A 24,494-nucleotide genomic window follows, 5' to 3' on the forward strand; every position below is an offset into this window, starting at 1 on the left:
GATTCAGCGCACCCCGACCCGATGCCACCCCGGTCTTGGTCCTCCGCCGGTCACGGGGACCGATGGAAGGGCGCAGATAATGGCCCCGACGAAGGCTGGCCTCAAGTATTTTCCGCGTCAAATGTGAAACTGAGCCGACACCCACCCTCTGATGACGAAAACCCCGGCCTGGGCCGGGGCTTTTATCGTCGGGGAGCGGGTAGCCGCACTCGGGCGTGTCAACGGCGTCCGAGCAGGATCCCCAGGAACACCCCGACGCCGCCAGCGATCGCCAGCGCGCTGATCGGATTCTTGACCGTCGCCTCGCGCACGCTATCGAGCTTCTCGCCGTAGTTGGCCTGCAGCTTGCCCGCGGCGTGGCGCGCGCGGCCCTCGTCGCGCATCTCGTCGTCGTCAGTGAAGCGGCCCACGGCTTCTTCCGCCTGGCCCTTGAGGGACTCGGTGCGTCCTTTCATCTGCTCTTCGTACATGCGACCTCCTTGATCGTATAGGGCGCTGGGCGAATCGATGCCCAGACAGCCTCTAGAGCGTAGTCCGCTCATACAGGTCACACAAAGGTCATACCCCTCTCACTCTCGTCGAAAGGCCATCGTGGTGATTGCCGCCCCGGATTTATGTCTATATTCTTGGACATATGGACACAAAAGACGCCCTCGACGCTTTCGCCGCCCTGTCGCAGCCAACCCGGCTGGCGGCCTTTCGCCTGCTGACCCGGCATGAACCCGACGGCCTCGCCGCCGGCGAGGTGGCGCGTCGGCTCGAGGTGCCACACAACACGATGTCGGCGCACCTGGCCGTGCTCAGCCGCGCTGGCCTGATTCATGCCCAGCGCCAGAGCCGCTCGATGATCTATCGTGCCGATCTCGCCGCCGTCGGCGCCCTGGCCGCGTTTCTGGTCAGCGACTGCTGCCACGGTAGCCCCGAAGTCTGCGCGCCACTGGATACCCTGCTCGGCAGTTGTGTCAGCGCAGCATCACCCCCTCGCCCATCGACCGATCCTTCATGAGAGACGCCATGAACCCCGTGATCTATCACAACCCGGACTGCGGTACCTCGCGCAACGCCCTGGCGATGATCGAAGCCTCGGGACAGACACCCCAGGTGATCCACTACCTCGAGACCCCGCCGGACCGCGCCCAACTGGTGGCGCTGCTGGCGGCCACGGGCTTGTCACCGCGGGAGCTGCTGCGGCGCAAGGGCACTCCCTATGACAGGCTCGGCCTGGACGACCCGAACCTGACAGACGACGCCCTGATCACGGCGATGCTCGCCCACCCGATTCTGATCAACCGGCCGATCGTGGTCACCGACAAGGGCGCTGCGCTGTGCCGTCCTTCAGAGGTGGTGCTGTCACTGCTGGATCACCCGATTGACACCTTCACCAAGGAAGATGGCGAGGTGGTGCACCCAACGCCGACACCGACGTCCAGCCATTCGCCCGCCGCCGAGTAATCGCCATGTCTGCGTCATTCGACACGCTGCCCCAGCTCGACCCCACCGCCTTCGCCCCCATCGACGGCGAGGGCCTGGCGGGAGACGCGGGGCCCCACCATCCGCCGCGGATCCTGGTGCTCTACGGATCGCTGCGTGAGCGCGCCTACTCGCGCCTGGTGGCCGAGGAGGCAGGCCGGCTGCTGCAAGCCTTCGGCTGCGAGGTGGCCACCTTCGACCCGCGGGACCTGCCACTGCCGGATGCCGAGGGCCCGGAGCACCCACGGGTCGCGACGCTGCGCGAGCTGGCCACCTGGGCCGAGGGCATGGTGTGGGTGAGCCCGGAGCGCCATGGCGCCATGACCGCGGTGATGAAGGCACAGATCGACTGGCTGCCGCTCTCGCTGGGCGGCATCCGCCCCACCCAGGGCAAGACACTGGCGGTGATGCAGGTCTGCGGTGGTAGTCAGAGCTTCAACGCGGTCAATCAGATGCGTATTCTTGGCCGCTGGATGCGCATGCTCACCATCCCCAACCAGTCATCGGTACCCAAGGCGTTCAACGAGTTCGATGACCATGGCCGCATGCGCCCCTCGCCCTACTATCAGCGCATCGTCGATGTCTGCGAGGAGCTGGTGAAGTTCACCTGGCTGACCCGCGGGCGCACGGACTATCTGACCGACCGCTACTCGGAGCGCGTGGAGAGCGCGGCCCAGCTCTCCGCCCGGGTCAACCAGCGCGATCTCTGATCGCATTTCCTTATCGATGATCGGGCGCCCGCGCCGGGCGGTGTGTCTCACCGCGCCGCGCCGCCCCTTGTGGAGAGTCCTGGCATGCTGGCGCTGGCCATCTTCGTCGTCACCCTGATCCTGGTGATCTGGCAACCCCGCGGCCTGGGCATCGGCTGGAGCGCTGTCGGTGGTGCCGTGCTCGCACTGGCGACCGGCGTCGTCCAACTGGGCGATATCGGCACGGTCTGGGATGTCGTCTGGGACGCCACCTTTACCTTCGTCGGTCTGATCGTCATCTCGCTGATCCTCGACGAGGCGGGTTTCTTCGCCTGGGCGGCGCTGCACGTGGCCCGCTGGGGCAATGGCCGCGGGCACTGGCTGTTTCCACTGGTGGTGATGCTCGGTGCGGTGATCTCGGCCTTCTTCGCCAACGACGGTGCAGCGCTTCTGCTGACCCCGATCGTGCTGGCGATTCTGCTGCGGCTCTCGTTCTCGCCCCAGGCGGCGCTGGCGTTCATCATCGCCACCGGCTTCGTCGCCGACTCCACCAGCCTGCCGCTGGTGATCTCCAACCTGGTCAATATCGTCAGCGCCAACTTCTTCGGCATTTCGTTCTCGCGCTATGCCTGGGTCATGGTGCCGGTCAATCTCGTCTCGCTGCTGGCGACCCTGGTGGTGCTGTGGCTCGCCTTCGGCCGCCAGGTGCCCAAGCGCTACGCGCTGGAGAAGCTGGACCCGCCGTACACCGCGATCCGCGATCCGCTGGTGTTCCGCGCCGCCTTTCCGCTGCTGACCACCCTGCTGGTGGCCTACTTCGTCACCGCCGCCTGGCACGTCCCGGTGGCCTTCGTCACCGGTGCGGCGGCGCTCGCCCTGATCGCGATCGCCGGGCGCTGGTGGCGCCTGGGCCAAGGCGCGGTGGTATCGGTAGGCCACGCCCTGCGCCACGCGCCGTGGCAGATCGTGTGGTTCTCGGTGGGCATGTATCTGGTGGTCTACGGCCTCGGCCATGCCGGGCTCACGCCACTGGCCGCCGGTGTGCTCGAGTGGCTGGGCCAGCACGGCCCGCTGGTGGCCACCGTCGGTACCGGCTTCTTCAGCGCCCTGCTCGCCTCGGTGATGAACAACCTGCCCTCTACCCTGGTCGGGGCGCTGGCGATCCATCAGGCCGACGTGCCGGCGGTGACCCGCGAACTGATGATCTACGCCAACGTGATCGGCAACGACCTGGGGCCCAAGTTCACCCCGATCGGCAGCCTGGCGACGCTGCTGTGGCTCCATGTGCTGGCCAAGAAGGGCTACCGCATCGGCTGGGGTCGCTACATGAAGATCGGGCTGCTGATCACACCGCCGGTGCTGCTGGCCACGCTGATCGCGCTGGCTTTGTGGCTGCCGCTGATCTCCCCCTGAGCGAAGCGGCGCGCTGCCGTGATCACAGGCGTGCAGCGAACGCCGCTGCCGGAAATGGCCAGGCGGCGCCATCGAACAGGCATAGAGTGGTGAACGTCGGCGCGCCTCGACCCCAGGCGCGCCCCTGAAAGAGATGCCTGGAGAAGCCATGCCGCTGCCCGCCGTTTTTCGCCTGATTCTCCTCTCCTCGCTATGGGGTGCCAGCTTTCTGTTCATGCGCATCGCCACACCGGCCATCGGGGTCTTCCCCACCGCCTTCTTTCGTGTCTTTTTCGGTGCTCTCGGCCTGATCGCGGTACTGCTGGCGTGGCGAGTGCGCTGGCGCTTCGACGGCAAGTTCGTCACCACCCTGATGATCGGCATGATCAACTCCGGGCTACCGTTCGCGCTTTTCTGTATCGCCGCGCGCTTCATCCCGGCGGGCTACTCGGCGCTACTCAACGCCTCGACGCCGCTGATGGGTGTACTCATCGGCGCCGCCTGCTTTTCCGAGCGGCTGCCCCGCGAGCGCCTGGGCGGCGTGGTGGTGGGCATGATGGGGGTGGCGGTGCTGGTGGTCAGCGGGCCGGTGGCATTGAGCAGCGGACTGGTGATTGGTGCCCTTGCCTGCCTCGGGGCGGCGGCCTGCTACGGGGTGAGCGGCTTTCTGGTGGGGCGCTGGATCGCTCAGCGCGGCGGGCTCGATTCGCGACTGATCGCGCTCGGCTCCCAGCTCGGCGCGACCCTGCTGCTGGCCCCACTGATGCTCACCGAAGTGGCCCTACACCCCACGAAGGGGCACTGGCAGGATGCCCATGTCTGGCTGGCACTACTGGTCCTGGGTCTGGCCTGCACCTCGCTGGCCTATCTGCTCTACTTTCGTCTGATAGAGGAACTCGGCCCAGTCAAGCCGTTGACGGTGACCCTGCTGGTGCCGCTGTTCGGCGTGCTCTGGGGCGCGCTGTTCCTCGACGAGCAGGTGACCTGGGCCCACGCCGCCGGCGGCGCGCTGATCGCACTGGCACTGTGGCTGATTCTATTCAAGCGCTCAGATGGCCCGGTAGAGAATTCAGGTCAACAGGCAGTTGCCAAGACGGCCGCGGCAGCATCTCAGGTCGAGGCGACATCCGCGCGCAGCGACCGGTGCACGTAGAGGTCGTAGCGACTAGTCTTGCCCTCGATCACGTGCTGGGGCGCGGGGCCGGCAATGGGCGGCGCCTTGCGCGGACGCTTGACCACCACCCGGTGGGTGGCCAGATCCAGCGCCGCTGCCAGCAGTTGCGGGGCATCGTCATCGGCGCCGGCCAGCTCGCGAAACAGCCGCATCTCCTTTTTGACCAGCGCGGATTTCTCGCGGTGGGGAAACATCGGGTCGAGATGAATCACCTGCGGTGCATGCGGCCAGTCGGCGATGGCCTCGGCCAGCGCCTTGGTGCCGTCGGCATGGCGCAGCGACAGCCGTGCGGCGATCTCGCCCAGCGCCTCGGCAGCGGCCAGCCGCGCGAGGGCGTCATCGAGCAGCGCGTGGATCGCTGCCACCCGCTCGACCATCAATACCTCGGCACCCAGCGAGGCGAGCACGAAGGCGTCGCGCCCCAGCCCGGCGGTGGCGTCCACCACCTGTGGCACCACGCCCTTGCCGAAGCCGCACGCCTTGGCCACCAGTTGGCCGCGGCCGCCACCGAAGCGGCGCCGATGGTCGGCGGCACCGGTGACGAAATCGGCGCGCACGGGGTGGCCATAAAGCGCTGGATCGCCGGCGATCTCGAGCCCGGCCTCGCCCTGGCGCAGGGCCAGCCCACCGGCCGGCGGATCGGGCCGCCATCCCAGTCCATAACGCGCCGCCAGTTCACGTAGCGGCTCCCCCACCACGACCACTGCGGCGTCGTTCAGGCCGCTGTTCAGACCGCTGTTCAGACCGCTGTTCAGGTCGCCCATACGAACAGCACCACACCGAGCAGCAGACGGTAGATCACGAAGGGCATCATACCGATGCGGTCGAGCGCGGCCAGGAACAGCTTGATGCAGAGCCAGGCCGCCACGAAGGAGAAGCCCACGCCGAGGGCGATCTCGTGCCACTGGGTGGCGGTGCCTGTCTGCGCCAGCTCGACTCCCTTGAGGGTGCCAGCGGCCAGAATCAACGGAATCGAGAGCAGGAAGGAGAAGCGCGCCGCCGCCTGCCGGGTGAAGCCGAGCATGAGTGCGGCGGTCATGGTGATGCCCGAGCGCGAGGTGCCGGGGATCAGCGCCACCGCCTGAGCCAGGCCGATCAGCAGTGCACGCTTGAGGGTCATCGCCCCCAGCGGCTCGACCCGACTACCGCGGACATCGGCGATGCCCAGCAGTATCCCGAAGACGACCGTGGTGGTGGCGATCACCAGCACCGAGCGCCCGGCGGACTCGACCCAGTCGTCTACCAGCAGACCGAACACCACCGCCGGCAAGGTGGCGATGATGATCGCCCAGCCCAACCGACTCTCGGGGCTCGGCCCGCGGGCGCCGAACTGCCCGAACCAGGCACCCAGAATCTTGATCACCTCGTGGCGGAAGGCCACCAGGACCGCGCCCAGCGAGCCGATATGTACGGCGACATCGAACGCCAGCCCCTGATCCGACCAGCCGAGCAACTGCGACGGCAGGATCAAATGCGCGGAGGAAGAGATAGGGAGGAATTCTGTCAGGCCCTGGATCAGTGCCAGCGCCGCGAGATGCAACACATCCATGATGAAGCGTTTCCTTGCAGAGGGGGCCAACCGCCCCGGGTAAGGCGTCGAGAGATCACCGCCGCCGCCGCGCGCCACCTTGCCCTGCCAGACTCAGCCCGTCCTGGGCTGGTCACCACGCGTCGACGCAGGCAGTCGTCGCCCTCGGTCTACGCCTTACGCCATGCCACCTCATTGCGCAGATAGACCGGCGTCACCTCATGCGGAGGCGCGCCGCGCTCGCCAAGCGCCCAGGCGGCGGCGGCAAGACGCGCGATCTCCTCGGCCGCAGGCAGTTCGTCGGGCAGGGTCTGGGGCAATACGGCCTGTATCTCGACCGGCATGCGCGCCAGCAGTTGCCAGCCACTGCCAATGCCCAACCATTCACGGTCACCGCTCTCCGCCGGCAGTCGCAGCCGCTCCGGGGCGATCACCCGTTCGTCGAGACAGGACGTCAGCTCGCCATCGACACAACGATAGGCGCCGACATAGATCTCGTCCATGCGCGCATCCAGCGCCGCGATCACGTGGCGGGCGTGCCACTTGCGGTGTGCCGCCAGCGCCAGCGCTTCAAGGGTGGAGACCCCCATCAGCGGCAGCTCGGCGCCATAGGCGAGCCCCTGAGCGATACCCGCAGCGATCCGCAGTCCGGTGAACGAACCGGGGCCGTGACCATAGGCGATGGCATCCAACGCCGCGAGATCGAGATCGGCCTCGGCGAGGAGCTCGTCGATCATCGGCAGCAGCCGGCGGGTATGTTCGCGCGGGGCGATTTCAAAACGATGAATCAGATCGTCGTCCCGCCAGAGCGCGCAGGAGCAGGCGGTCGAGGAGGCATCTAGGGCCAGCAGCGTCGACATCGGTTTCCCGGGGTGACTACAAAAGGAGGGGCGAGTATAGCGTGTGAACAGCGTGGCGACGACCGCCCCGCCGGCTGGCGAGGCGGTCGTGCGCGATCAGCCCTCGAGGGCGGCGATCACGCGAGCGCGGATGTCATCGACACTGCCGACACCGGCGATGCGATGGTAGGCCGGAGCGGCCTCGGGGGCTTCGGCGGCCCACTCCTGGTAATAGCCGATCAGCGGCGCGGTCTGATCGTGATAGACCGAGAGGCGATGACGCACGGTCTTCTCGCTGTCGTCGTCACGCTGGATCAGCGGCTCGCCGGTGACGTCGTCCTTGCCAGGCTCGCGCGGCGGCTTGTACTCGAGGTGGTAGACGCGCCCGGAGTCCGGGTGGACGCGACGCCCCGCCAGACGCTTGACGATCTCTTCGTCGTCGACCGCAATCTCGACCACGTGGTCCAGCTTGATACCGGCATCCTTCATGGCGTCGGCCTGCGGCAGGGTGCGCGGGAAGCCGTCGAACAGGAAGCCATTGGCGCAATCCGGCTGCGCGATACGCTCCTTGACCAGCGCGATGATCAGGTCATCAGACACCAGCGAGCCGCTGTTCATGGTCTCCTTGACCTTGATCCCCAGTTCGCTGCCTTCCTTGACGGCGGCACGCAGCATGTCGCCAGTAGAGATCTGCGGGATATGGAAGTGCTCGCAGATGAACTGAGCTTGGGTGCCCTTGCCAGCGCCAGGGGCGCCCAAGAGGATCAAACGCATCGATACAGCTCCTTCGTGAATGGCATCGTTCTTATGTGACCTCACGGTCGCCAGAGGCGACGCCGGTGACATCGTCAGTGGCACATGACGATACCTTTCGCAACTCAGGCGCACAAGGCTCGGTTAGGCGCAGAGCGGGCCCGAGGCGGGAAATCCCGGGGATAGGGGCAAGAGGATGCCGATGACCATCCCCAAAAGGTCGATGGCCATTCATGAAAAACGCCGGCGGCCTTCCATAAAAACTCCGACGGCTTCCCATAAAAACGCCGATAGCCTTCCATAAAAAACGCCGATGGCTTTCCATAAAAAACGCCGATGGCTCCCGCAGGAGCCATCGGCGCTGGTACTGACGAACCGCGCGGTTAGACCAGCATACGGCGGATGTCGGTGAGTACCTGGGCCAGATAGGCGGTGAAACGCGCCGCATCGGCACCATTGACCGCCCGGTGGTCATAGGAGAGCGACAGCGGGCACATCAGACGCGGCTTGAACTCCGAGCCGTTCCAGACCGGTTTCATCTGCGACTTGGAGACCCCCAGAATCGCCACTTCCGGCGTGTTGACGATCGGCGTGAAGGCAGTACCACCGATCGAGCCCAGGCTGGAGATGGTGAAGCAGCCACCCTGCATCTCGTCGCGCTTGAGCTTGCCCTCCTGGGCACGCCCGGCGAGGTCGATCACCTCCTTGGCCAGCTCGATGATGCCCTTCTGATCCACGTTGCGGATCACCGGCACCATCAGACCGTTGGGGGTGTCCACCGCCACGCCGATGTGGAAGTACTTCTTCTGGATGAGCTTGTCGCCATCCGGATGCAGCGAGACGTTGAACTGCGGGAACTTCTCCAGCGCCTTGGCCGCGGCCTTGATCATGAACGGCAGCGGCGTGAGCTTGGCGCCCTGCTGCTGCGCTTCGTCCTTCATCGCCTTGCGGAAGGCTTCCAGCTCGGTGATGTCCGCCTCGTCGAACTGGGTGACGTGGGGCACGTTGAGCCAGCTGCGATGCAGATTGGTCGCACCGGCCTTCATCAGGCGCCCCATCGGCTTCTCTTCGATCTCGCCGAACTGGCTGAAGTCGATCGCCGGTACCGGCGGGATGCCCGCGCCACCGCTGGCCGCCGGCGCTGCCGCCTGGCCACCGCCTTGCTTGCGTGCCTGCATCACCTGCTTGACGAAGCCATCGACGTCATCCTTGAGGACACGCCCCTTGGGACCGGAGCCCTTGACTTCGCTCAGCTCGACGCCCAGCTCGCGGGCCATCTTGCGCACCGCAGGGCCGGCGTGCACGTGGGCACCGGCGCTCTTGTCATCGCCGTGCTTGTGACGCGCTTCCGGGCTCGGCTCGCCGCGCTGCTGCTTCTGCGCGCGCGAGTCGGTCGCGGCCTTGGCATCACCTTTCTTGGCATCGCCTTTCTTGGCCGCGCCCTGCTTTGCCCCATCCTTCTGAGCATCGCGCTTGGGCGACTTCTTCTTGCCGCCCGACTGGCCGGCGACTTCGACGTAGCCGATCAGATCGCCCTCGGAGACGCTGTCGCCCTCCTTGACCGCCAGTTCGACCACCTTGCCCTTGACCGGGCTGGGCACGTCCATGGAGGCCTTGTCGGACTCCAGCGTGATCAGGGTGTCTTCCTTGTCGATCTCGTCGCCTTCGCTGATCGCGACTTCGATGATCTCGACGCCTTCGCTGCCGCCGATATCCGGCACGCGAATCTCCTGACGACCGCCGGTGCTGTCGTCGGCGTCTTCGTCGTCACCCTCTTCGTCGGCGCTGTCTTCTTCGGCATCGGCGCTGTCGTCGGCGCTCGGGGCGTCGTCTTCCGCGTCGTCGCCTTCACCGGCGATCTCCATGGTGCCGATCAGGTCACCCTCGGAGACGCTGTCGCCCTCCTTGATGGAGAGCGAGACGATCTTGCCGCTGTAGGGGCTGGGCACGTCCATGGAGGCCTTGTCGGACTCCAGGGTGATCAGCGTATCTTCGGCGCTGATCTCGTCACCCTCGCCCACCGCGACTTCGATGATCTCGACGCCGTCGCTGCCGCCGATATCCGGCACCTTGACCTCGACGGTGCGCTTGCCACCACCGCCGGACGTCTTCTTCGGTGCCGCTTCGCTGGCAGCCTGCTCGGACTCATCGTCCTGGCTCTCGGCCTGGGCATCGCTCTCTTCGGCATCGCCCTCGTCCTGCGAGGCGTCGGCGTCACCCTCACCTTCCGCTTCGAGCTCGAGAATGTCGTCGCCTTCGGAGACGGTGTCGCCCTCCTTCACCAGCACCTTGACGACCTTGCCGGCCTTGGGTGCCGGCACGTCCATCGAGGCCTTGTCGGACTCCAGCACGATCATGGTGTCTTCGGCAGCGATGACGTCGCCCGCCTGCACCGAGATCTCGATGATTTCGACACCGTCGCTACCGCCGATGTCGGGAACTTTGATGATTTCGCTACTCAAGGTCGCGCTCCTCTGATCATCCGCCAGCGCGTCACACGGACGCGCCGGCTCAACTGGCCGCGGTCACCGCCCCCGGGGGGCGGTAACCCTGCGATGGAAACTGCCGATCAAGACACCAGCGGGCTGGGCTTGGCCGGATCGAGGCCATATTTCTTCATCGCGTCGTTGACGACCTTGCCGTCGATCTCACCGCGTTTGGCCAGGGCGCGCAGCGCCTGAACGGTGACGTAGTAGCGGTCGACCTCGAAGAAGTGACGCAGCTGCTCACGCGTATCGGAGCGGCCGAAGCCATCGGTACCCAGAACATGGAAGTCACCCGGCACCCAGGCACGGATCTGGTCGGCGTAGAGCTTCATGTAGTCGGTCGCGGCGATCACCGGCCCTTCGGTGCCTTCGAGCTGCTGCGACACCCACGGCTTCTCGCGCTTCTCGTCGAAGTCGAGGAACTGCTGACGATCGTACTCCAGCGCTTCGCGACGCAGCTCGTTGAAGCTGGTCACGCTCCAGACATCGGCGACCACGCCATGCTCTTCGGCGAGCATCTCGGCGGCGGCTTCGACTTCGCGCAGGATGGTACCGCTGCCCAGCAGCTGGACCCGCGGCTGCTTCTTCTTGGCGGCGGCCTTGCCTTCGTGCAGGCGGTACATACCGCGCACGATGCCCTCTTCGCTGCCTTCCACCATCTCCGGATGCGCGTAGTTCTCGTTCATCACGGTCAGGTAGTAGAAGCAGTTCTCCTTGTCCTGGAACATGCGCTTGAGGCCATCCTGGACGATCACCGCCACTTCGTGGCCGTAGCAGGGGTCGTAGGCGCGGCAGGTGGGCACCGTGGACATCAGGATGTGGCTGTGGCCGTCCTGGTGCTGCAGACCTTCACCGTTGATGGTGGTACGCCCGGCGGTACCGCCGACCATGAAGCCGCGCGCCTGCAGGTCGCCGGCGGCCCAGACGAGGTCACCGATACGCTGGTAGCCGAACATCGAGTAGTAGATGTAGAACGGAATCAGCGGCAGGTGATGGTTGGCGTAGGCGGTCGCCGCAGCGATCCACGCCGACATCGAACCGGCTTCGGTGATGCCCTCCTCGAGGATCTGACCCTTCTTGTCCTCGCGGTAGTACATGATCTGGCCAGCATCCATCGGCTCGTACTTCTGGCCTTCGGCGGCGTAGATGCCGAGCTGGCGGAACATGCCTTCCATGCCGAACGTGCGCGCTTCATCAGGGATGATCGGCACCACACGCGAACCCAGCGGCTTGTGCTTGACCAGGCCGTTGAGCACACGCACGAAGGACATGGTGGTGGAGACTTCACGGTCGCCGGAGCCCTTGAGCTGGGTGGCGAACATCTTGTCGTCGAGCCCCGGAATCTCCAGCGCTTCGAAGTCCGACTTGCGCGCCGGCAGGAAGCCACCGAGCTTCTCGCGCTGGAGATGCAGGTACTTCATCTCCGGGCTGTCGTCGGCGGGCTTGTAGTAGGGAATGTCGCCGCTCTCGATCTGCTTGTCGGAGATCGGGATGCCGAAGCGGTCACGGAACGCCTTGAGCGCGTCGACGTCCATCGACTTGATCTGGTGCGCTTCCATGTCGGCTTCGCCGTGGCCGCCGCCCATGCCGTAACCCTTGACGGTGTGCGCCAGGATCACGGTGGGACGCCCGTTGGCGTTGTTGACCGCCTCGTGATAGGCCGCATAGACCTTCTGCGGGTCGTGGCCACCACGGTTGAGACGGAAGACCTCCTCGTCGGAGTAATCCTTGACCATCTCGGCAGTCTCGTCGTACTTGCCGAAGAAGTTGTCGCGGGTGTACTTGCCACCCTGGGCCTTGTAGTTCTGGTACTCGCCGTCGACCGCCTCGTCCATGCGCTTCTGCAGCATGCCCTTGGTGTCTTTTTCGAACAGCGGGTCCCACAGACCGCCCCAGACCACCTTGATGACGTTCCAGCCGGCACCGCGGAACACGCCTTCGAGCTCGTCGATCACGCGCGAGTTGCCGCGGACCGGGCCATCGAGGCGCTGCAGGTTGCAGTTGATGACGAAGATCAGATTGTCGAGCTTCTCGCGGCTGGCCAGATGCAGCGCGCCGAGGGATTCCGGCTCGTCGCACTCGCCGTCGCCGAGGAAGGCCCAGACCTTGCGGTCCTGCATGTTCTCGAGCTCACGCGAATTGAGATACTTCATCACGTGGGCCTGATAGATCGCCTGGATCGGACCCAGCCCCATGGAAACGGTGGGGAACTGCCAGTAGTCCGGCATCAGGTAGGGGTGCGGATAGGACGGCAGACCTTCGCCGTCGACTTCCTGGCGGAAGCTGTCCATCTGCGTCTCGTCGAGACGACCTTCCAGGAAGGAGCGCGCGTAGATACCCGGCGTCACGTGGCCCTGGATGTAGAGCAGATCGCCCTTGTGGTCGCCGTTGTCGGCGCGGAAGAAGTGATTGAAGCCGACCTCGTAGAGGGTCGCACTGGACTGATAACTGGCGATGTGGCCGCCCAGCCCCTTGTGCTTCTTGTTGGCCCGCAGCACCTGCACCATGGCGTTCCAGCGGATCGCCGAGCGGATCTTGCGCTCGATGAACATGTCGCCGGGGATCTTGGCCTCACGATGCACCGGAATGGTATTGCGGTGCGGCGTGGTGCCGGAGAACGGCGGTGAAGAGCCGTCACGACGCAGGCGGTCAGCCAGCCGACTCAGGATGTACCGAGCGCGCTCCTCGCCCTCATGCTCGACGACCGAGGCCAGGGAGTCCAGCCATTCCGTGGTTTCGACCGGATCGAGATCTTCTCGTGTCTCCAGACTCATAGACAACTCTCCGAATGGGAAAAGGTTTGCCATTCGCCCGGCCGTGGCGGGTAGCCGCAGCGGGGCTTGGGAATATGCGCTCTTCGGTGCAGGTGCAGCTCTTTTGGGGCCGCTTTCCGAGATTGTTCGGCTGTAACTGAATTACAGCGGGCGTGCGTGACGCGGAAAATCCGGCGAAGAAGATACCGCAAACGGGCACCGCTGCCAATTCACCGCCACCGTTTTCGGCCTCAAACGCTTGTATAAATCCTTTCTTTACAAGCACTTGTATTTTGGGTCGGTGCAGCGATCGGCACGCCGCCAGGCCGAAATAAAATTACCTTAGGGCAAACCAGCGCCGAATTGACCGCCTGCCGGAACGCGATTCCACACGCCACCCGCCGACGCTGCCGCCCTCATCAACATAGCAGCCGGTCGGGGTTTGTCAGGCCAGGGGGTGTCAGGCTAGCGGCCGTCAGGCAGTGGCTCGACCCAGGCAGCGGCGCAGATAGGCCCAGTCGAAGGCCGGCCCGGGGTCGCTCTTGCGCAGTGGCGCGATGTGCGCGTGGCCCACCAGCCGTGTTGGCGTGATCGCGGGATAGTGCTGCATCAAGGTCGCCAGCACTGCGGCCAGGGCGTGATACTGCGCCGCCCGATAGGGGCGCTCGTCGGTGCCCTCCAGCTCGATGCCGATGGCGAAGTCGTTGAGCCCCTCGCGCAGGCGGCCAGAGTCGTCGCGCCAGCGCGAACGCCCGGCGTGCCAGGCGCGGGCATCGAAGGGCACGAACTGCACCAGCTCGCCGTCGCGGCGGATCAGCAGATGCGCCGAGACCCGCAGCGCAGCGATGGTGGCAAAATACGGGTGCGCCGTAGGTGGCAGCGTATTGGTGAACAGCTGTTCGATCGCCGGCCCGCCGAACTCGCCCGGCGGCAGGCTGATGCCGTGCACCACCACCGCCGAGACCTCCCCCGCGGGGCGAGCGTTGGCGTTGGGCGACGGTACCCGCCGCGCCTGGGTCAGCCAGTGCTGCTCGAGCGTCAGCGTCATGAATCACCCTCCGGATCGCGCGCCACCTGCACCAGGCGCTCGTCGCGCGGGCTGATGCCGAAGTGGTGGCGATAGCTGGTGGAAAAGTGCGCCCCCGAGGAGAAGCCGTGGGCCAGGGCGATATCGCCCACCGCCTGATCGCTCTCGCGCAGCAGCCGGCGCGCGCGCTGCAGGCGCAGATTGAGGTAGTAGCGGCTAGGCACCGCCTGCAGATGCTTCTTGAACAGCCGCTCCAGCTGCCGCCGGGAGATGCCCAGGTGCGCCGACAGCTCGTGGGTGGTGAGCGGCTCCTCGATATTCGCCTCCATCAGCGCCACCGCCTCGAGCAGACTCTCCGGGGCGTTGCCCAGCCGCGAGCGCAGCGGCAACTGCTGGGGTTCGTCGGCCATGCGAATACGCTCGCACACGAAGTGCTCGGAGATGCGCTGGGCCAGCCCTGCCCCCTGCTGCTGCCCGATCAGGGTCATCAACATATCCATCGCCGCGGTGCCGCCGCCGCAGGTGAGGCGGTCACGGTCGATCTCGAACAGCTGATGCGAGACATGGATCGCGGGAAAGGCACGGCTGAAGGTATCGGCGCTGGCGTAGGGGATCGAAGCGCGATAACCGTCGAGCACCCCGGCGCGTGCCAGCCAGTGAGTGCCGCCAGCAATGCCGCCGAGCACTACCCCACGCTGGGCCAGCCGCTTGAGCCAGGCGATCAGGGTGTCGTTGACTTCCCGCGCCGAGTCGGCGGGCAGCGGCGGCGCGCACACGAACAACAGATCGAGATGGCGCGCATCGCTGCCCGCCACGCTCTGGGGCGTGAGCGCAAGCTCGGCCACGCTGGCCACCGGACGGCCATCGATGCCGAAGGTCGTAACCCCGTAGAGACGCCGCTCGGCCAGGCCGTTGGCGACGATCAATGGCTCGATGGCACAGGCCTGGGCCAGCAGTGAAAAGCCCGGCAGAAGAACGAATCCCACCTGCAGCGGGGCATCGTGGGCAGGCGTGGTCACGCTGTCGCTACTCTCGGCATCACGCCCGCGAGCCCCCGCCGCCCTGCCCGCTCAACGCACACGGATCACATCTGGACGACATCGAACTCGACCATCGGATCGACCTCGGCATCGTAATCCACGTCGTCGCGCTCGAAGCCGAACAGCTTGAGGAACTCGTGCTTGTAGCCGGCGTAGTCGGTGAGCTCGAACAGATTGTCGCTGGTCACCTGCGGCCACAGCGCCTTGCACGCATCCTGGATATCGTCGCGCAGCTCCCAGTCGTCCAGACGCAGACGCCCGGCTTCATCGAGCGCTGGCTCGCCGTCGGCATAGAGGCGCTCGCCGAACAGCCGATTGAGCTGTTCGATGGTGCCCTCGTGGACGCCCTGCGCCTTCATCACCTTGTAGACCATGGAGATGTAGAGCGGCATCACCGGAATCGCGGCGCTGGCCTGGGTCACCACCGACTTGAGCACCGCCACGTTGGCGCTGCCGCCCTGCTGACCGAGGCGCGCATCGATCTCGCCGGCGGCGCGATCGAGATCCTCCTTGGCCTTGCCCAGGGCACCGTGCCAGTAGATCGGCCAGGTGATATCGGTGCCGATATAGCTGAACGCCACCGACTTGGCCCCCGGGGCGAGCACACCGGCCTTGTCCAGAGCGTCGATCCACAGCTCCCAGTCCTGGCCACCCATGACATCGATGGTATCGGCGACCTCCTGCTCGGTGGCCGGCTCCACCGACGCCTCGATGATGGCGTCCTTGTTGGTGTCGATGGCGGTCGCGGTATAGGTCTCGCCGATCGGCTTGAGGCTGGAGCGCTTGAGCTCGCCGCCGTCCGGCATCTTGCGCACCGGCGAGGCGAGCGAGTAGATCACCAGATCGATCTGACCCATGTCTTCACGGATCAGCTCGATCGCTTTCTCGCGAACTTCGTGGGAGAAGGCGTCGCCATTGATCGCCTTGCTGTAGAGCCCTTCGGCCTTGGCGAACTTGTCGAAGGCGGCGGCGTTGTACCAGCCGGCGGTGCCCGGCTTCTTCTCGCTACCGGGCTTTTCGAAGAACACACCCAGGGTGTCGGCACCGTAGCCGAAGGCGGCGGTGATACGGGCCGCCAGGCCGTAACCGCTGGAGGCACCGATGACCAGCACGTTGCGTGGCCCGCCCTCGACGCCGTCGAGATGGGCGCGAGTCGCCTCGATCTGTTCGAGCACGTTGCGCTCGCAGCCGAGCGGGTGGGTCGTGGTGCAGATGAAACCGCGGACCTTGGGCTTGATGATCACGTCTAACCTCGTCTTTCCGTACCGAATCGGGACGCTCCGGGAGACGCCTCCCACAGCGATGTTGAGCGCATTCTAACAGGGTGACGAAAACTTGTGCGCAGACCACGCAGGCTTGGGGAGCGCTGAATGAATCGCCGAACGAGATGAAGGGCAAGGCGCACGTAACGCTGACTCGGAGCAACGCGTAGAGAACGCCCGTAGGGCGGGCCGTCAGGGCAAGTTGCCGAAGGCAACGCGTCATGCGAGACAGAACATGGGGTTAGGCGAGCCTTCGACCGGGCTGGCGCACCAGTACCGCGCAACCCAGTCATGCGCTGGGGAAGCCGAGTCCGTGCAGGCATTTATGCGCGGGTTCCCTTGTGTCGGCGTGCGCACTGTCCGAAGATGGCGCGCCATGTCCCCCGAGCCCCTGCGGCCAGAGAGTCAGCATGAGCGACGAACAGGAAATCGAAGCGCTGATCGCCCGCCGCGGCGCACTGTGGCTGGCGCTATCGGCGCTGTGGCTGGAGCGCGAACCGCGCGAGGCGGACTTTGCGCGCATGGTGCGCGAGATCGACGCCAGCGGGTTGACGCTGAAGGAGCTGGAGTGGGTCTACCGGCTGGAGATGTCGCCGGTGATGGTGCGCTACCAGGTCTCGATGGCCGGCGAGTGGCGCGCCTTCGACGAGAACCTGCTGCTGCTGCGCCTGGTCCGCCACAACCGCCGCCTGGGCGGCGTGCGCAAGGCCGTCGCCACCCTCTTCTCCGGGCTCACCACCATGATGAGCCGCCCGCGCTTCGACGAACTGGTCTATCGGTTGATGGTGGCGCGGGGCGAACGCCCGCCGCTCTAGGCTCTGCACGAACACGGCCTGCGCTCACCGACTTTTCGCACGAACCCTGGCGTCTGACGCGAGGCTCAGGCCGAGAACGGCGTATCCAGCGCCTTCTGGATATCGCGCCGCAGCGAGCGCGGCGAGGCCCGCGGGCCGAAGCGGCGAATGATCTGGCCATCGCGACCCACCAGAAACTTGGTGAAGTTCCACTTGATCGGCGTGCTGCCGAGAAACCCCGGCGCGTGCCGCCGGAGCTGCATGAACAATGGGTGGGCGTCGCGGCCGTTGACCTTGACCTTCTCCATCACCGGGAAGGTCACCGAGTAGCGCTGCTCACAGAAGGCACCGAAATGGCTGGCCGACTCCGGCGACTGGCGGCCGAACTGATTGCACGGAAAGGCGAGAATGATGAAGCCCTGATCGCGATATTCGCGGTAGATCTTCTCCAGCCCCTCGAGCTGGGGCGTGAAACCGCACTGGCTGGCGACATTGACCACCAGTAGCACCTGGCCGCGCAGGGCGCGCAGATTGAAGGGTTCGCCGGCATGGTTGCGGCAGTCTTGCGTGTACAGCGACATGGCGGGCCGCTCATCCTGGACCGGGAACACCGTCGCCGCACAGCGCGACGGGTTCGTTGAGTATCGAGGCGACAAGGTTGCCACGCCGGGCAGCGCTTCACCAGCCATCCTGGCGCAATGCCAGTTCCAGCGCCACGCGGGTATCCGGCGTGGCGTGCTCGAGCGCCAGCGCCGCTGACGGCGCCAACCAGCGTACCGCTGCCACCTCCTCCGGCTGCAGGCGCAGCGGGCCGGCGTAGCGTACCCCGTAGAGACTGCCGTAGATGCGTAGGGCGCCGTCGACGAAACGAAACTCGCCCAGCGCGACCAGCGGTACCCGCCGAATGCCCAGCTCCTCCTCCAGCTCGCGCCGCGCCGCCGGCAGCGCCGCCTCCCCCGCCCCGACCACGCCGCCGGCGGCAAGGTCGTACCAGCCCGGGTGCGTTTCCTTGATCAGCGTACGCGTCTGCACGCAAAGCTCGCCGGCCGGATTGCGCACCACGATGTAGGTGGCGCGATGCCAGCACGCCAGGCGCCGCAAGGTCACCCGAGAGGTGCTGCCACAGGGGCAGTTGCGGGCATCGACGAGCTGCACCTGCTCGTCGGCAATCACGGTGTCACTCATGGGACGCTCATGCTCTATCGGCTAGAAGGTGCGCGCCAGCTTAGCACCCTGTACTGGCGCCATCGTCTCCTGCATCACCTTCCCCACAGGTTTCCCCTCGCTCAGACCAATGCCTGCCGCATTGGTCGAAGGCTGCGCTCAACCTAGCCGCCGGGCGCTATGCTCAGGAGTCTCCTATCCAATCTCAGGCTTCGGAGGCCGCGCATGACCGATTACGCTCCGCGCACCGAGCTGGCCACCCACCGGGTCGAGAATCAGCCCGCCGCACTCGCCACCCGCGATCTCTGGGCTAGCGACACCGCCCTGCGCGACGCCGTCGCCCATGCCGCCCCAGCCTGGGTCGGCGAGCGCCTGGCGCGCCTGGGCCAGCGCCTGGGTCAGGCCGATATCGCCGAGTGGGCCGACCAGGCCAACCGCTGCCCGCCCACGCTGCGCGCCTTCGATCGTTACGGCCAGCGCCTCGACGAGGTCGCCTACCACCCCGCCTACCATGCGCTGATGACGCTGGCGATCGAGGGCGGCTGGCACGCCGTGGCCTGGGAGCGCGAACACGATGGCGGCCATCAGGCCCATGTCGCCGGACTCTATCTGCTGACCCAGGCCGAACCCGGCTTCTGCTGCCCGCTCACGATGACCCATGCGGCGATGCCGGTACTGCGCCATCTCAGCGCCGACACCAGTTGGCAGCAGCGCCTGCGCGGCTGCCACTACGACCCGCGCGCGCTGCCGGCGTGGCACAAGTCGACCAACACCTTCGGCATGGCAATGACCGAAAAACAGGGCGGCAGCGACGTACGCCGCAACACCACCCGGGCCGAACCGGTCGAGGCCCCGGGCAGCGGCGCCTGGTATCGGCTGAGCGGGCACAAGTGGTTCTGCAGTGCGCCGATGTCGGACGCCTTTCTCACCCTGGCGCAGACCGATGAGGGCCTTTCCTGCTTTCTCGCCCCACGCTTCACCCCGGATGGTGAGCGCAACGCGATCGAGCTCCAGCGGCTGAAAGAGAAGTGCGGCAACCACGCCAACGCCTCCGCCGAGATCGAGTACCGCGGCGCCTGGGCACAATTGGTGGGCGAACCGGGGCGCGGCGTCGCGGCGATTCTGGAGATGGTGCAGCAGACCCGGCTGGATGCCGCCACCGCGCCGGCCGGCATGATGCGCCAGGCGTTGAGCGCAGCCCACGCGCATGTCAGCGGGCGCGCGGCCTTCGGCGCCCGCCTGGTTGACCAGCCACTGATGCAGCGTGTGCTCGCCGATCTGGCACTGGAGGCAGAAGCCAGCCTGTGGCTGGCCATGCGCGGCGCCCGGGCCATGGACCGCGCCGCCACCGACGCCCATGAAGCGGCGCTGTCACGACTGCTGCCGGCGCTGGCCAAGTTCTGGCACAACAAGCGTGGCCCCGGCTTCATGGCGGAGGCGATGGAGTGCCTGGGCGGGATCGGCTACGTGGAGGAGTCGCCGCTGGCGCGCCTCTACCGTGAGGCGCCAGTCAATTCGATCTGGGAAGGCTCGGGCAACGTGATCTGTCTCGATGTACTGCGCATCCTCGCGCGTCACCCGGAGAGCATCGAGGCGCTGCGTCAGGAGCTGACACCGGCGCGCGGCGTGCATCCGGCGCTGGATGGCGCCCTGGCCGAACTCGACACCCTGCTCGCCGCCCCCGCCGAGACGCAGGCGGCACAGGCCCGCTGGCTGACCCAGCGCATGGCCCAGGCGCTGCAGGCCGCGCTGCTGCTGCGTCAAGCGCCGACCGCCGTGGCGGAGACCTTCTGTGCCACGCGCCTGGCCGCGGCCACGCCCCAGTATGGCGTGCTGCCGACCGCCGCCCCGGTGGCCGAGATCCTGGCGCGGCTGGGGTGAACGGCCGCCAACTCAGCCCAGTGCGACCCTCGCTGCCAACCCCAGCAGTACCACACCGGTAAGGCGGTTGATCCACACCGCACGACGCTGCAGCCACGGCAGCACCCGCGAATGCGAGAGCAGCAGCGCCACCAGCACATACCAGCCGCCGTCCACCAGGGTCGCCGTGACCACGATCAGCCAGCGCCCGGCGACACTCATGTCGGCACTCACGAACTGGCTCAGCAGCGCGACGAAGAACACGATCAGCTTGGGGTTGCCCAGCGCCACCAGCAGACCATCGCGCATGGCCATACGGCGGCCACTGGCGACCTTCGCCACCTGCAACCCCTCGCCACGCCCGGCACGCAGCGCCTGCACGCCTAGCCAGGCCAGATAGAGCGCGCCGCCCAGCGTCACGACTCGGAACAACCAGGGTTGATGCGCGATCACCGCAGCCAGGCCGAGCACGGTCAGCCCGGCATAGAGCCCCACCCCCAGCGCATGGGTGAGCGCCGCGACCACCCCGGGCGCACGCCCGCCGCTGACGGTGTGGCGCATCACCATGGCCAGACTCGGGCCCGGCGACATCGCCCCCAAGGCGCAGATCAGCAAAAGCGACAACCATAGTTCCGGGGACACGCTGAACTCCTTACAAGATGCGGCTTCAAGTGCGGGCGGCACGACCACCGCGTGGGCCGGCCAAACAGGGGCGAGTGCAGACGTTAACCCCCGCCGGCGCCCGGGGCCAGTGCGTCGGCGTCACACGCTCGCCACCATCACCACGAACACGACCCTGCCCCGTATCTCCCTGCCGGTGTCGCTATCTGTCGCCAGGACACTTTTCCCCGTCTACGCTGTCACAGGTCCAGACACCAGGGAGGTGGACCATGAGCCTATTCAAGCGTGATGACTCGCAGACGCGAGCCGAACGTATCCGCGAAGACATCCATGATATTGGCGATCAGAGCCGGGCGCTGGGACGCGACCTGCGCGACGAGACCGCGGACGCCATCGAAGAAGCCCGCCTGCGCAGCGAAGAGCAGTATGCCCGCACGGCAGCCGAAGCCCGCCGGCGCCAGCGTCGTCTGCGCCATTCGACCCACCGCTCTCTCGACGAGTGCGACCGCTACGTGCACGATCATCCGTGGCGGGCCATCGGCGCCGCGGCCGCCGCAGGCGCGGTGATCGGTCTGCTGCTCGGCCGTCGCTGACGCGAGTCGCGTGCGGGCGCGCAGTGAGAAACCGCACGCGACAACCATAGTTTCAATGATTAACCACGATCAAACTTTACAATCGAAGCTGTGGAATATTGAGAACGATAGTCGTTTAATCGTGGCACACCCGCTTTCAGGAGATCCGAGATGAGCGCTGATAAGTGGCAGACGATCGACGTGAAACATGTCGACAGATCCGCCAGATCCCTACATGCCTGTTCGCTGGACCCATCGATCCGCTGTCTGGCGGAGTTGCGCGCGTCTCAGATCAACGGCTGCCTGACTTGCACTCACTTCCGCCAGGAGCAGGCCGAGGCGCTGGGCATCGCCCCCAGCAAGCTCTCGGCGCTCGATGCCTGGTCCGAATCCGACGAATTCGACGAGCGTGAAAAGGCCGCGCTGGCCTGGTGCGAATCCTTCACCCGCTTCCGCCCGGCCGATCCGGCCATGCGCAAGCTGGCACTCACCGCGTTTTCCGCGCGTGAGCTGGCCGATCTGACCATGGCGATCGAAATGACCAGCGCGCTGAGCCGCGCCTCGCGCCGCGCCGCCATCTGATCGCGTCGTCAGCTCCCGCCAGCGCTCATCTTCTTCGAAACCCCGCTTCGGCGGGGCTTTCGTCGTTTCCCGTCAGGAAACACGCCAGCCAGGCAACCCCCGTCAAGAGAAGAGTCAGCGCTACTCCACCAGCTCGATCTCATCATGCAGATGGCCCACGATGCTCCCCTCGGCCTCCAGCGCCCCTGGATCGAGCAGATGTACCCAGCCACGCAGGCGACGCAGCACCCCCTCCTGACGAAAGGCGGTCAAGGTCCGGCTGACATGTACCGGTGACAGCCCCAGCGCATCGGCGAGCTGCTGCTGTGACAGCGGCACGCGGAAGCGATCCTCGATCGAGTCGTCGTTGCGCTTGGTGCGCGAATAGAGTTCGAACAACAGATAGGCGACCCGCTGACGCGCGCTGCGCCGCGACAGGTGCACCAGCCGCTCGCTCAACAGGGCCTGCTGGTAGGAGGCGACCGCAAAACACAGTGAAGTCAGACGGGAGGAGTCGCGGAAGATCTCGATCAGCCGCCGGTGCGGTGTCAGGCGGATCTCGCCATCTTCCAGCATCGCCACGCTCGACAGCCGCTGCTTGAAGGGAAACTCGCGCAGACCAATCACATCCCCCGGCATGAACACCTCGAGGATATGGCGGGTGCCATCCGCCATATCACGAAACGAATACGCCCAGCCCTGGCTCAGGGTGCCGAACTCTCGCGCGGCATCGCCCTCGCGCCAGAAAACCTGCCCCTTGGCCATCGCCAGCGCCGGACCTTCCAGACCATCGAGCCGACGGCACTCGCTGTCGGATAATCTGCCATAGTGTTTGAAATGCTGAGATAGACAGCCTTCCTGCTGACCCATGCTTCCGTGCCTTCTTGAAATTTTTCAGGCATGACAGCATGTTAGGGAAATTAGTTATATAACACCGGTTAGATCGGCGGGCGAAATGGCACCCAAGGGATCAGGCTCGCCAGCGACCTGCCGATAAACAATCGAAGCCCTCTTCATCGACGACAGGACGTTACCCCATGCAAGAGAGTGCAGATTTCGACTACGAGGCGCTGTGGCAAACCGCGTTCCAAGGCGCCCTGTCCAAGCATGGCGTCGACCATTCGGAGACGAACAATCAGGACCCGGCATACCAGGAAGCCCTGCGTGAAGCCTTCGGCTTTTTCCTGCTCACCTGTTACGCCGCCTCGATCCGCGAATCCCGCGCCACGCCCTGGTGTAGGCTGGAGGGGCTGGATGCCGCGCGACTGGTGGCCATGGAGACACTCAAACTCCATCCGCACAACGCCCGCTCGATGGTCGAGCAGGATCTGATCTGGGCGCTGCAGTCGGAGCTATACCGGTTCACGCTCCCGGAGGCCGCTCAGAATGCATGCCGCCAGGCCTTGAACGCCGCCGGCCTGGCCACCTGTCTGGGCGAGGCACCCAGCGCCTGAGCCATGAAGGACAGGCTCGGCACCGCCCGGCTGGCGCAGGCATGAAGAAATCCAGAGCACTGCCGATAAAACGATGAGATTGCTAACAAAAGTTAGCAACCTCTTTCATGGCTGTGACAAGGAAGAAGTCGTGCGCTTCACCAAACACGAACTGGAAAGGCTCCCCGAACGCAAGCGCAGCCGGCGTCAACCGGGAAGCCTGGCAAGCCTGGCAGCAGAGGCGGGTATGCCGCTGGGTACCCTCAAGAGCCGGGTCAAAACCCTGGTCGACCGGGGCTACGATCGCGACAAGGCGATCAAGCTGGCACTGGAGACGCCCATTGGCCCACAAGGGAGACCCCGCAACCCTTGACGTATCCGAGGCCGGGGTAGAGAGGGAAAGTGCGGTGAACGGAACAAGTCGGCGGGGAAGCGACAGCGGGGGCCTCCCGATCGCCTGATGTTCGTTTGTCCAACATAGCGCCGTGGCGCCGTTCTGATGAGAAAGCGGATGCGCTGCCAGCGCAAGGGCTCATTATACTTAGCAGCCAATCGGTTGTTACAATTTTCCCATGCTGCACCACCAGAAATCGGCGTAGACTGCCTTGGTGAATCGCGCTATCGACCGCCGCGATGGGTCGCAAGGCGTTCGGTTCATGACAGATACAGACGACCATGAACGGAAGTGCGCATACAAGTGCACTCGAGGCAGTTCATAACGCAATACCGCCCGCGGCCGCCCTCCTCAACCATGGAGACCAGCGCGCCGTGGGCTTTTCATTGCACGATGACTAGCAGAGGCGTGAAGCGCAATCCCCCCTCTGCTGACATAGCGCCTCCAGCCCCAAGCCGACCGAGCAAACGTTTCCGAACATCCTTCTGCAATATCGAATGGAAACAAAAATATTCAATATTGGCAGACCTAAATAGTGCAAAAACCACTCTTATAACGCATGCTTAAACAATGAAAGCCATTATGCGATCGGCCACGACCGATGCTGGCTGTACCCCGTTCATGGTCGCTTCTCTGAGCGATCTTTTCGCCCGATGCCAATGCATCGGGCTTTTTTTTGGTT

General features: G+C 65.6%; 25 protein-coding genes. 11 read left to right on the forward strand and 14 right to left on the reverse strand.

Annotated elements, in window-relative coordinates; translation table 11 throughout:
- Positions 1-218: 218 nt before the first annotated feature.
- Positions 219-470 carry a CsbD family protein gene (locus DOM67_RS19490; protein ID WP_106419771.1) on the reverse strand — a complete coding sequence of 84 codons (252 nt, stop codon included), beginning with the start codon at positions 468-470 and terminating at the stop codon, positions 219-221.
- A 164-nt stretch (positions 471-634) separates the two neighbouring features.
- On the opposite strand from DOM67_RS19490, the gene DOM67_RS19495 reads away from it, so the two are divergent.
- The 5 genes from DOM67_RS19495 to DOM67_RS19515 all read left to right on the forward strand — a co-directional run bounded on the left by DOM67_RS19495 (position 635) and on the right by DOM67_RS19515 (position 4,704).
- Complete coding sequence (locus DOM67_RS19495; protein WP_110678943.1) at positions 635-1,006, forward strand: helix-turn-helix transcriptional regulator; 372 nt, start codon at positions 635-637, stop codon at positions 1,004-1,006.
- A gap of 8 nt (positions 1,007-1,014) precedes the next feature.
- On the forward strand, positions 1,015-1,452 hold the full coding sequence (gene arsC, locus DOM67_RS19500; protein WP_110678945.1) for an arsenate reductase (glutaredoxin): 438 nt from the start codon (positions 1,015-1,017) through the stop codon (positions 1,450-1,452).
- A 5-nt stretch (positions 1,453-1,457) separates the two neighbouring features.
- Complete coding sequence (arsH, locus tag DOM67_RS19505; RefSeq protein ID WP_110678947.1) at positions 1,458-2,180, forward strand: arsenical resistance protein ArsH; 723 nt, start codon at positions 1,458-1,460, stop codon at positions 2,178-2,180.
- Positions 2,181-2,264: 84 nt separating this feature from the next.
- On the forward strand, positions 2,265-3,572 hold the full coding sequence (locus DOM67_RS19510) for an arsenic transporter (protein ID WP_110678949.1): 1,308 nt from the start codon (positions 2,265-2,267) through the stop codon (positions 3,570-3,572).
- Positions 3,573-3,720: 148 nt separating this feature from the next.
- Positions 3,721-4,704: a DMT family transporter gene (locus DOM67_RS19515; protein WP_110678951.1), complete on the forward strand. Its 984-nt coding sequence runs from the start codon at positions 3,721-3,723 to the stop codon at positions 4,702-4,704.
- On the opposite strand, the gene DOM67_RS19520 is transcribed toward DOM67_RS19515, so the two are convergent.
- The 9 genes from DOM67_RS19520 to fabV form a co-directional block, all read right to left on the reverse strand.
- Positions 4,662-5,489, reverse strand: a complete 828-nt coding sequence (locus tag DOM67_RS19520; RefSeq protein ID WP_110678953.1) for a class I SAM-dependent methyltransferase — start codon at positions 5,487-5,489, stop codon at positions 4,662-4,664. The genes DOM67_RS19515 and DOM67_RS19520 overlap by 43 nt on opposite strands.
- Entirely contained in the window at positions 5,477-6,274 is a 798-nt protein-coding gene (locus DOM67_RS19525) for an undecaprenyl-diphosphate phosphatase (protein ID WP_110678955.1), read from the reverse strand. Before DOM67_RS19525 ends, DOM67_RS19520 begins: the two co-directional genes overlap by 13 nt.
- Positions 6,275-6,423: 149 nt before the next feature.
- Entirely contained in the window at positions 6,424-7,113 is a 690-nt protein-coding gene (gene tsaB, locus DOM67_RS19530) for a tRNA (adenosine(37)-N6)-threonylcarbamoyltransferase complex dimerization subunit type 1 TsaB (protein ID WP_110678958.1), read from the reverse strand.
- Positions 7,114-7,209: 96 nt separating this feature from the next.
- Positions 7,210-7,866: an adenylate kinase gene (gene adk, locus DOM67_RS19535; RefSeq protein ID WP_110678960.1), complete on the reverse strand. Its 657-nt coding sequence runs from the start codon at positions 7,864-7,866 to the stop codon at positions 7,210-7,212.
- A 362-nt stretch (positions 7,867-8,228) separates the two neighbouring features.
- Entirely contained in the window at positions 8,229-10,307 is a 2,079-nt protein-coding gene (gene aceF / locus DOM67_RS19540; protein WP_110678962.1) for a pyruvate dehydrogenase complex dihydrolipoyllysine-residue acetyltransferase, read from the reverse strand.
- Positions 10,308-10,414: 107 nt separating this feature from the next.
- A complete protein-coding gene (gene aceE / locus DOM67_RS19545; protein WP_110678964.1) occupies positions 10,415-13,105 on the reverse strand; it encodes a pyruvate dehydrogenase (acetyl-transferring), homodimeric type in 2,691 nt (896 codons plus the stop codon).
- A gap of 454 nt (positions 13,106-13,559) precedes the next feature.
- The gene (gene ampD, locus DOM67_RS19550; RefSeq protein WP_110678994.1) at positions 13,560-14,126 is read right to left on the reverse strand and encodes a 1,6-anhydro-N-acetylmuramyl-L-alanine amidase AmpD; all 567 of its coding nucleotides are present in this window, start codon (positions 14,124-14,126) and stop codon (positions 13,560-13,562) included.
- A gap of 2 nt (positions 14,127-14,128) precedes the next feature.
- On the reverse strand, positions 14,129-15,130 hold the full coding sequence (locus tag DOM67_RS19555; RefSeq protein WP_232825325.1) for a GlxA family transcriptional regulator: 1,002 nt from the start codon (positions 15,128-15,130) through the stop codon (positions 14,129-14,131).
- A 65-nt stretch (positions 15,131-15,195) separates the two neighbouring features.
- On the reverse strand, positions 15,196-16,395 hold the full coding sequence (gene fabV, locus DOM67_RS19560; protein ID WP_110678966.1) for an enoyl-ACP reductase FabV: 1,200 nt from the start codon (positions 16,393-16,395) through the stop codon (positions 15,196-15,198).
- A gap of 428 nt (positions 16,396-16,823) precedes the next feature.
- Here fabV and DOM67_RS19565 point away from each other — a divergent pair, with 428 nt between their 5' ends.
- A complete protein-coding gene (locus DOM67_RS19565) occupies positions 16,824-17,228 on the forward strand; it encodes a hypothetical protein (protein WP_110678968.1) in 405 nt (134 codons plus the stop codon).
- A 65-nt stretch (positions 17,229-17,293) separates the two neighbouring features.
- On the opposite strand, the gene DOM67_RS19570 is transcribed toward DOM67_RS19565, so the two are convergent.
- Together DOM67_RS19570 and DOM67_RS19575 are read right to left on the reverse strand one after the other, a co-directional pair.
- Positions 17,294-17,788 (reverse strand): glutathione peroxidase, encoded by a 495-nt coding sequence (locus tag DOM67_RS19570; protein WP_110678970.1) that lies wholly within the window; start codon positions 17,786-17,788, stop codon positions 17,294-17,296.
- A 97-nt stretch (positions 17,789-17,885) separates the two neighbouring features.
- Complete coding sequence (locus DOM67_RS19575) at positions 17,886-18,392, reverse strand: NUDIX domain-containing protein (RefSeq protein ID WP_110678972.1); 507 nt, start codon at positions 18,390-18,392, stop codon at positions 17,886-17,888.
- Positions 18,393-18,596: 204 nt separating this feature from the next.
- Between DOM67_RS19575 and DOM67_RS19580 the strand changes: the two genes are divergently transcribed.
- A complete protein-coding gene (locus DOM67_RS19580) occupies positions 18,597-20,252 on the forward strand; it encodes an acyl-CoA dehydrogenase family protein (protein ID WP_110678974.1) in 1,656 nt (551 codons plus the stop codon).
- Between the two features lie 12 nt (positions 20,253-20,264).
- Here the strand turns inward: DOM67_RS19580 and DOM67_RS19585 are convergent, their stop codons facing one another.
- Positions 20,265-20,873 carry a LysE family translocator gene (locus DOM67_RS19585; RefSeq protein WP_110678976.1) on the reverse strand — a complete coding sequence of 203 codons (609 nt, stop codon included), beginning with the start codon at positions 20,871-20,873 and terminating at the stop codon, positions 20,265-20,267.
- 248 nt (positions 20,874-21,121) lie between these two features.
- On the opposite strand from DOM67_RS19585, the gene DOM67_RS19590 reads away from it, so the two are divergent.
- Together DOM67_RS19590 and DOM67_RS19595 are read left to right on the forward strand one after the other, a co-directional pair.
- Complete coding sequence (locus DOM67_RS19590; RefSeq protein WP_110678978.1) at positions 21,122-21,445, forward strand: DUF883 family protein; 324 nt, start codon at positions 21,122-21,124, stop codon at positions 21,443-21,445.
- Between the two features lie 150 nt (positions 21,446-21,595).
- Positions 21,596-22,006, forward strand: a complete 411-nt coding sequence (locus tag DOM67_RS19595) for a carboxymuconolactone decarboxylase family protein (protein WP_110678980.1) — start codon at positions 21,596-21,598, stop codon at positions 22,004-22,006.
- 120 nt (positions 22,007-22,126) lie between these two features.
- Here DOM67_RS19595 and DOM67_RS19600 read toward each other — a convergent pair whose 3' ends face one another.
- Positions 22,127-22,855: a Crp/Fnr family transcriptional regulator gene (locus DOM67_RS19600; protein WP_110678982.1), complete on the reverse strand. Its 729-nt coding sequence runs from the start codon at positions 22,853-22,855 to the stop codon at positions 22,127-22,129.
- A gap of 167 nt (positions 22,856-23,022) precedes the next feature.
- Here DOM67_RS19600 and DOM67_RS19605 point away from each other — a divergent pair, with 167 nt between their 5' ends.
- Together DOM67_RS19605 and DOM67_RS19925 are read left to right on the forward strand one after the other, a co-directional pair.
- The gene (locus tag DOM67_RS19605) at positions 23,023-23,439 is read left to right on the forward strand and encodes a hypothetical protein (protein ID WP_110678984.1); all 417 of its coding nucleotides are present in this window, start codon (positions 23,023-23,025) and stop codon (positions 23,437-23,439) included.
- A gap of 130 nt (positions 23,440-23,569) precedes the next feature.
- Positions 23,570-23,791, forward strand: coding sequence for a hypothetical protein (locus DOM67_RS19925; protein WP_157958925.1), 222 nt, complete (start codon positions 23,570-23,572; stop codon positions 23,789-23,791).
- Positions 23,792-24,494 lie beyond the last annotated feature (703 nt).

The sequence above is a fragment of the Salinicola sp. RZ23 genome (assembly GCF_003206675.1).
Lineage (GTDB): Bacteria > Pseudomonadota > Gammaproteobacteria > Pseudomonadales > Halomonadaceae > Salinicola > Salinicola endophyticus.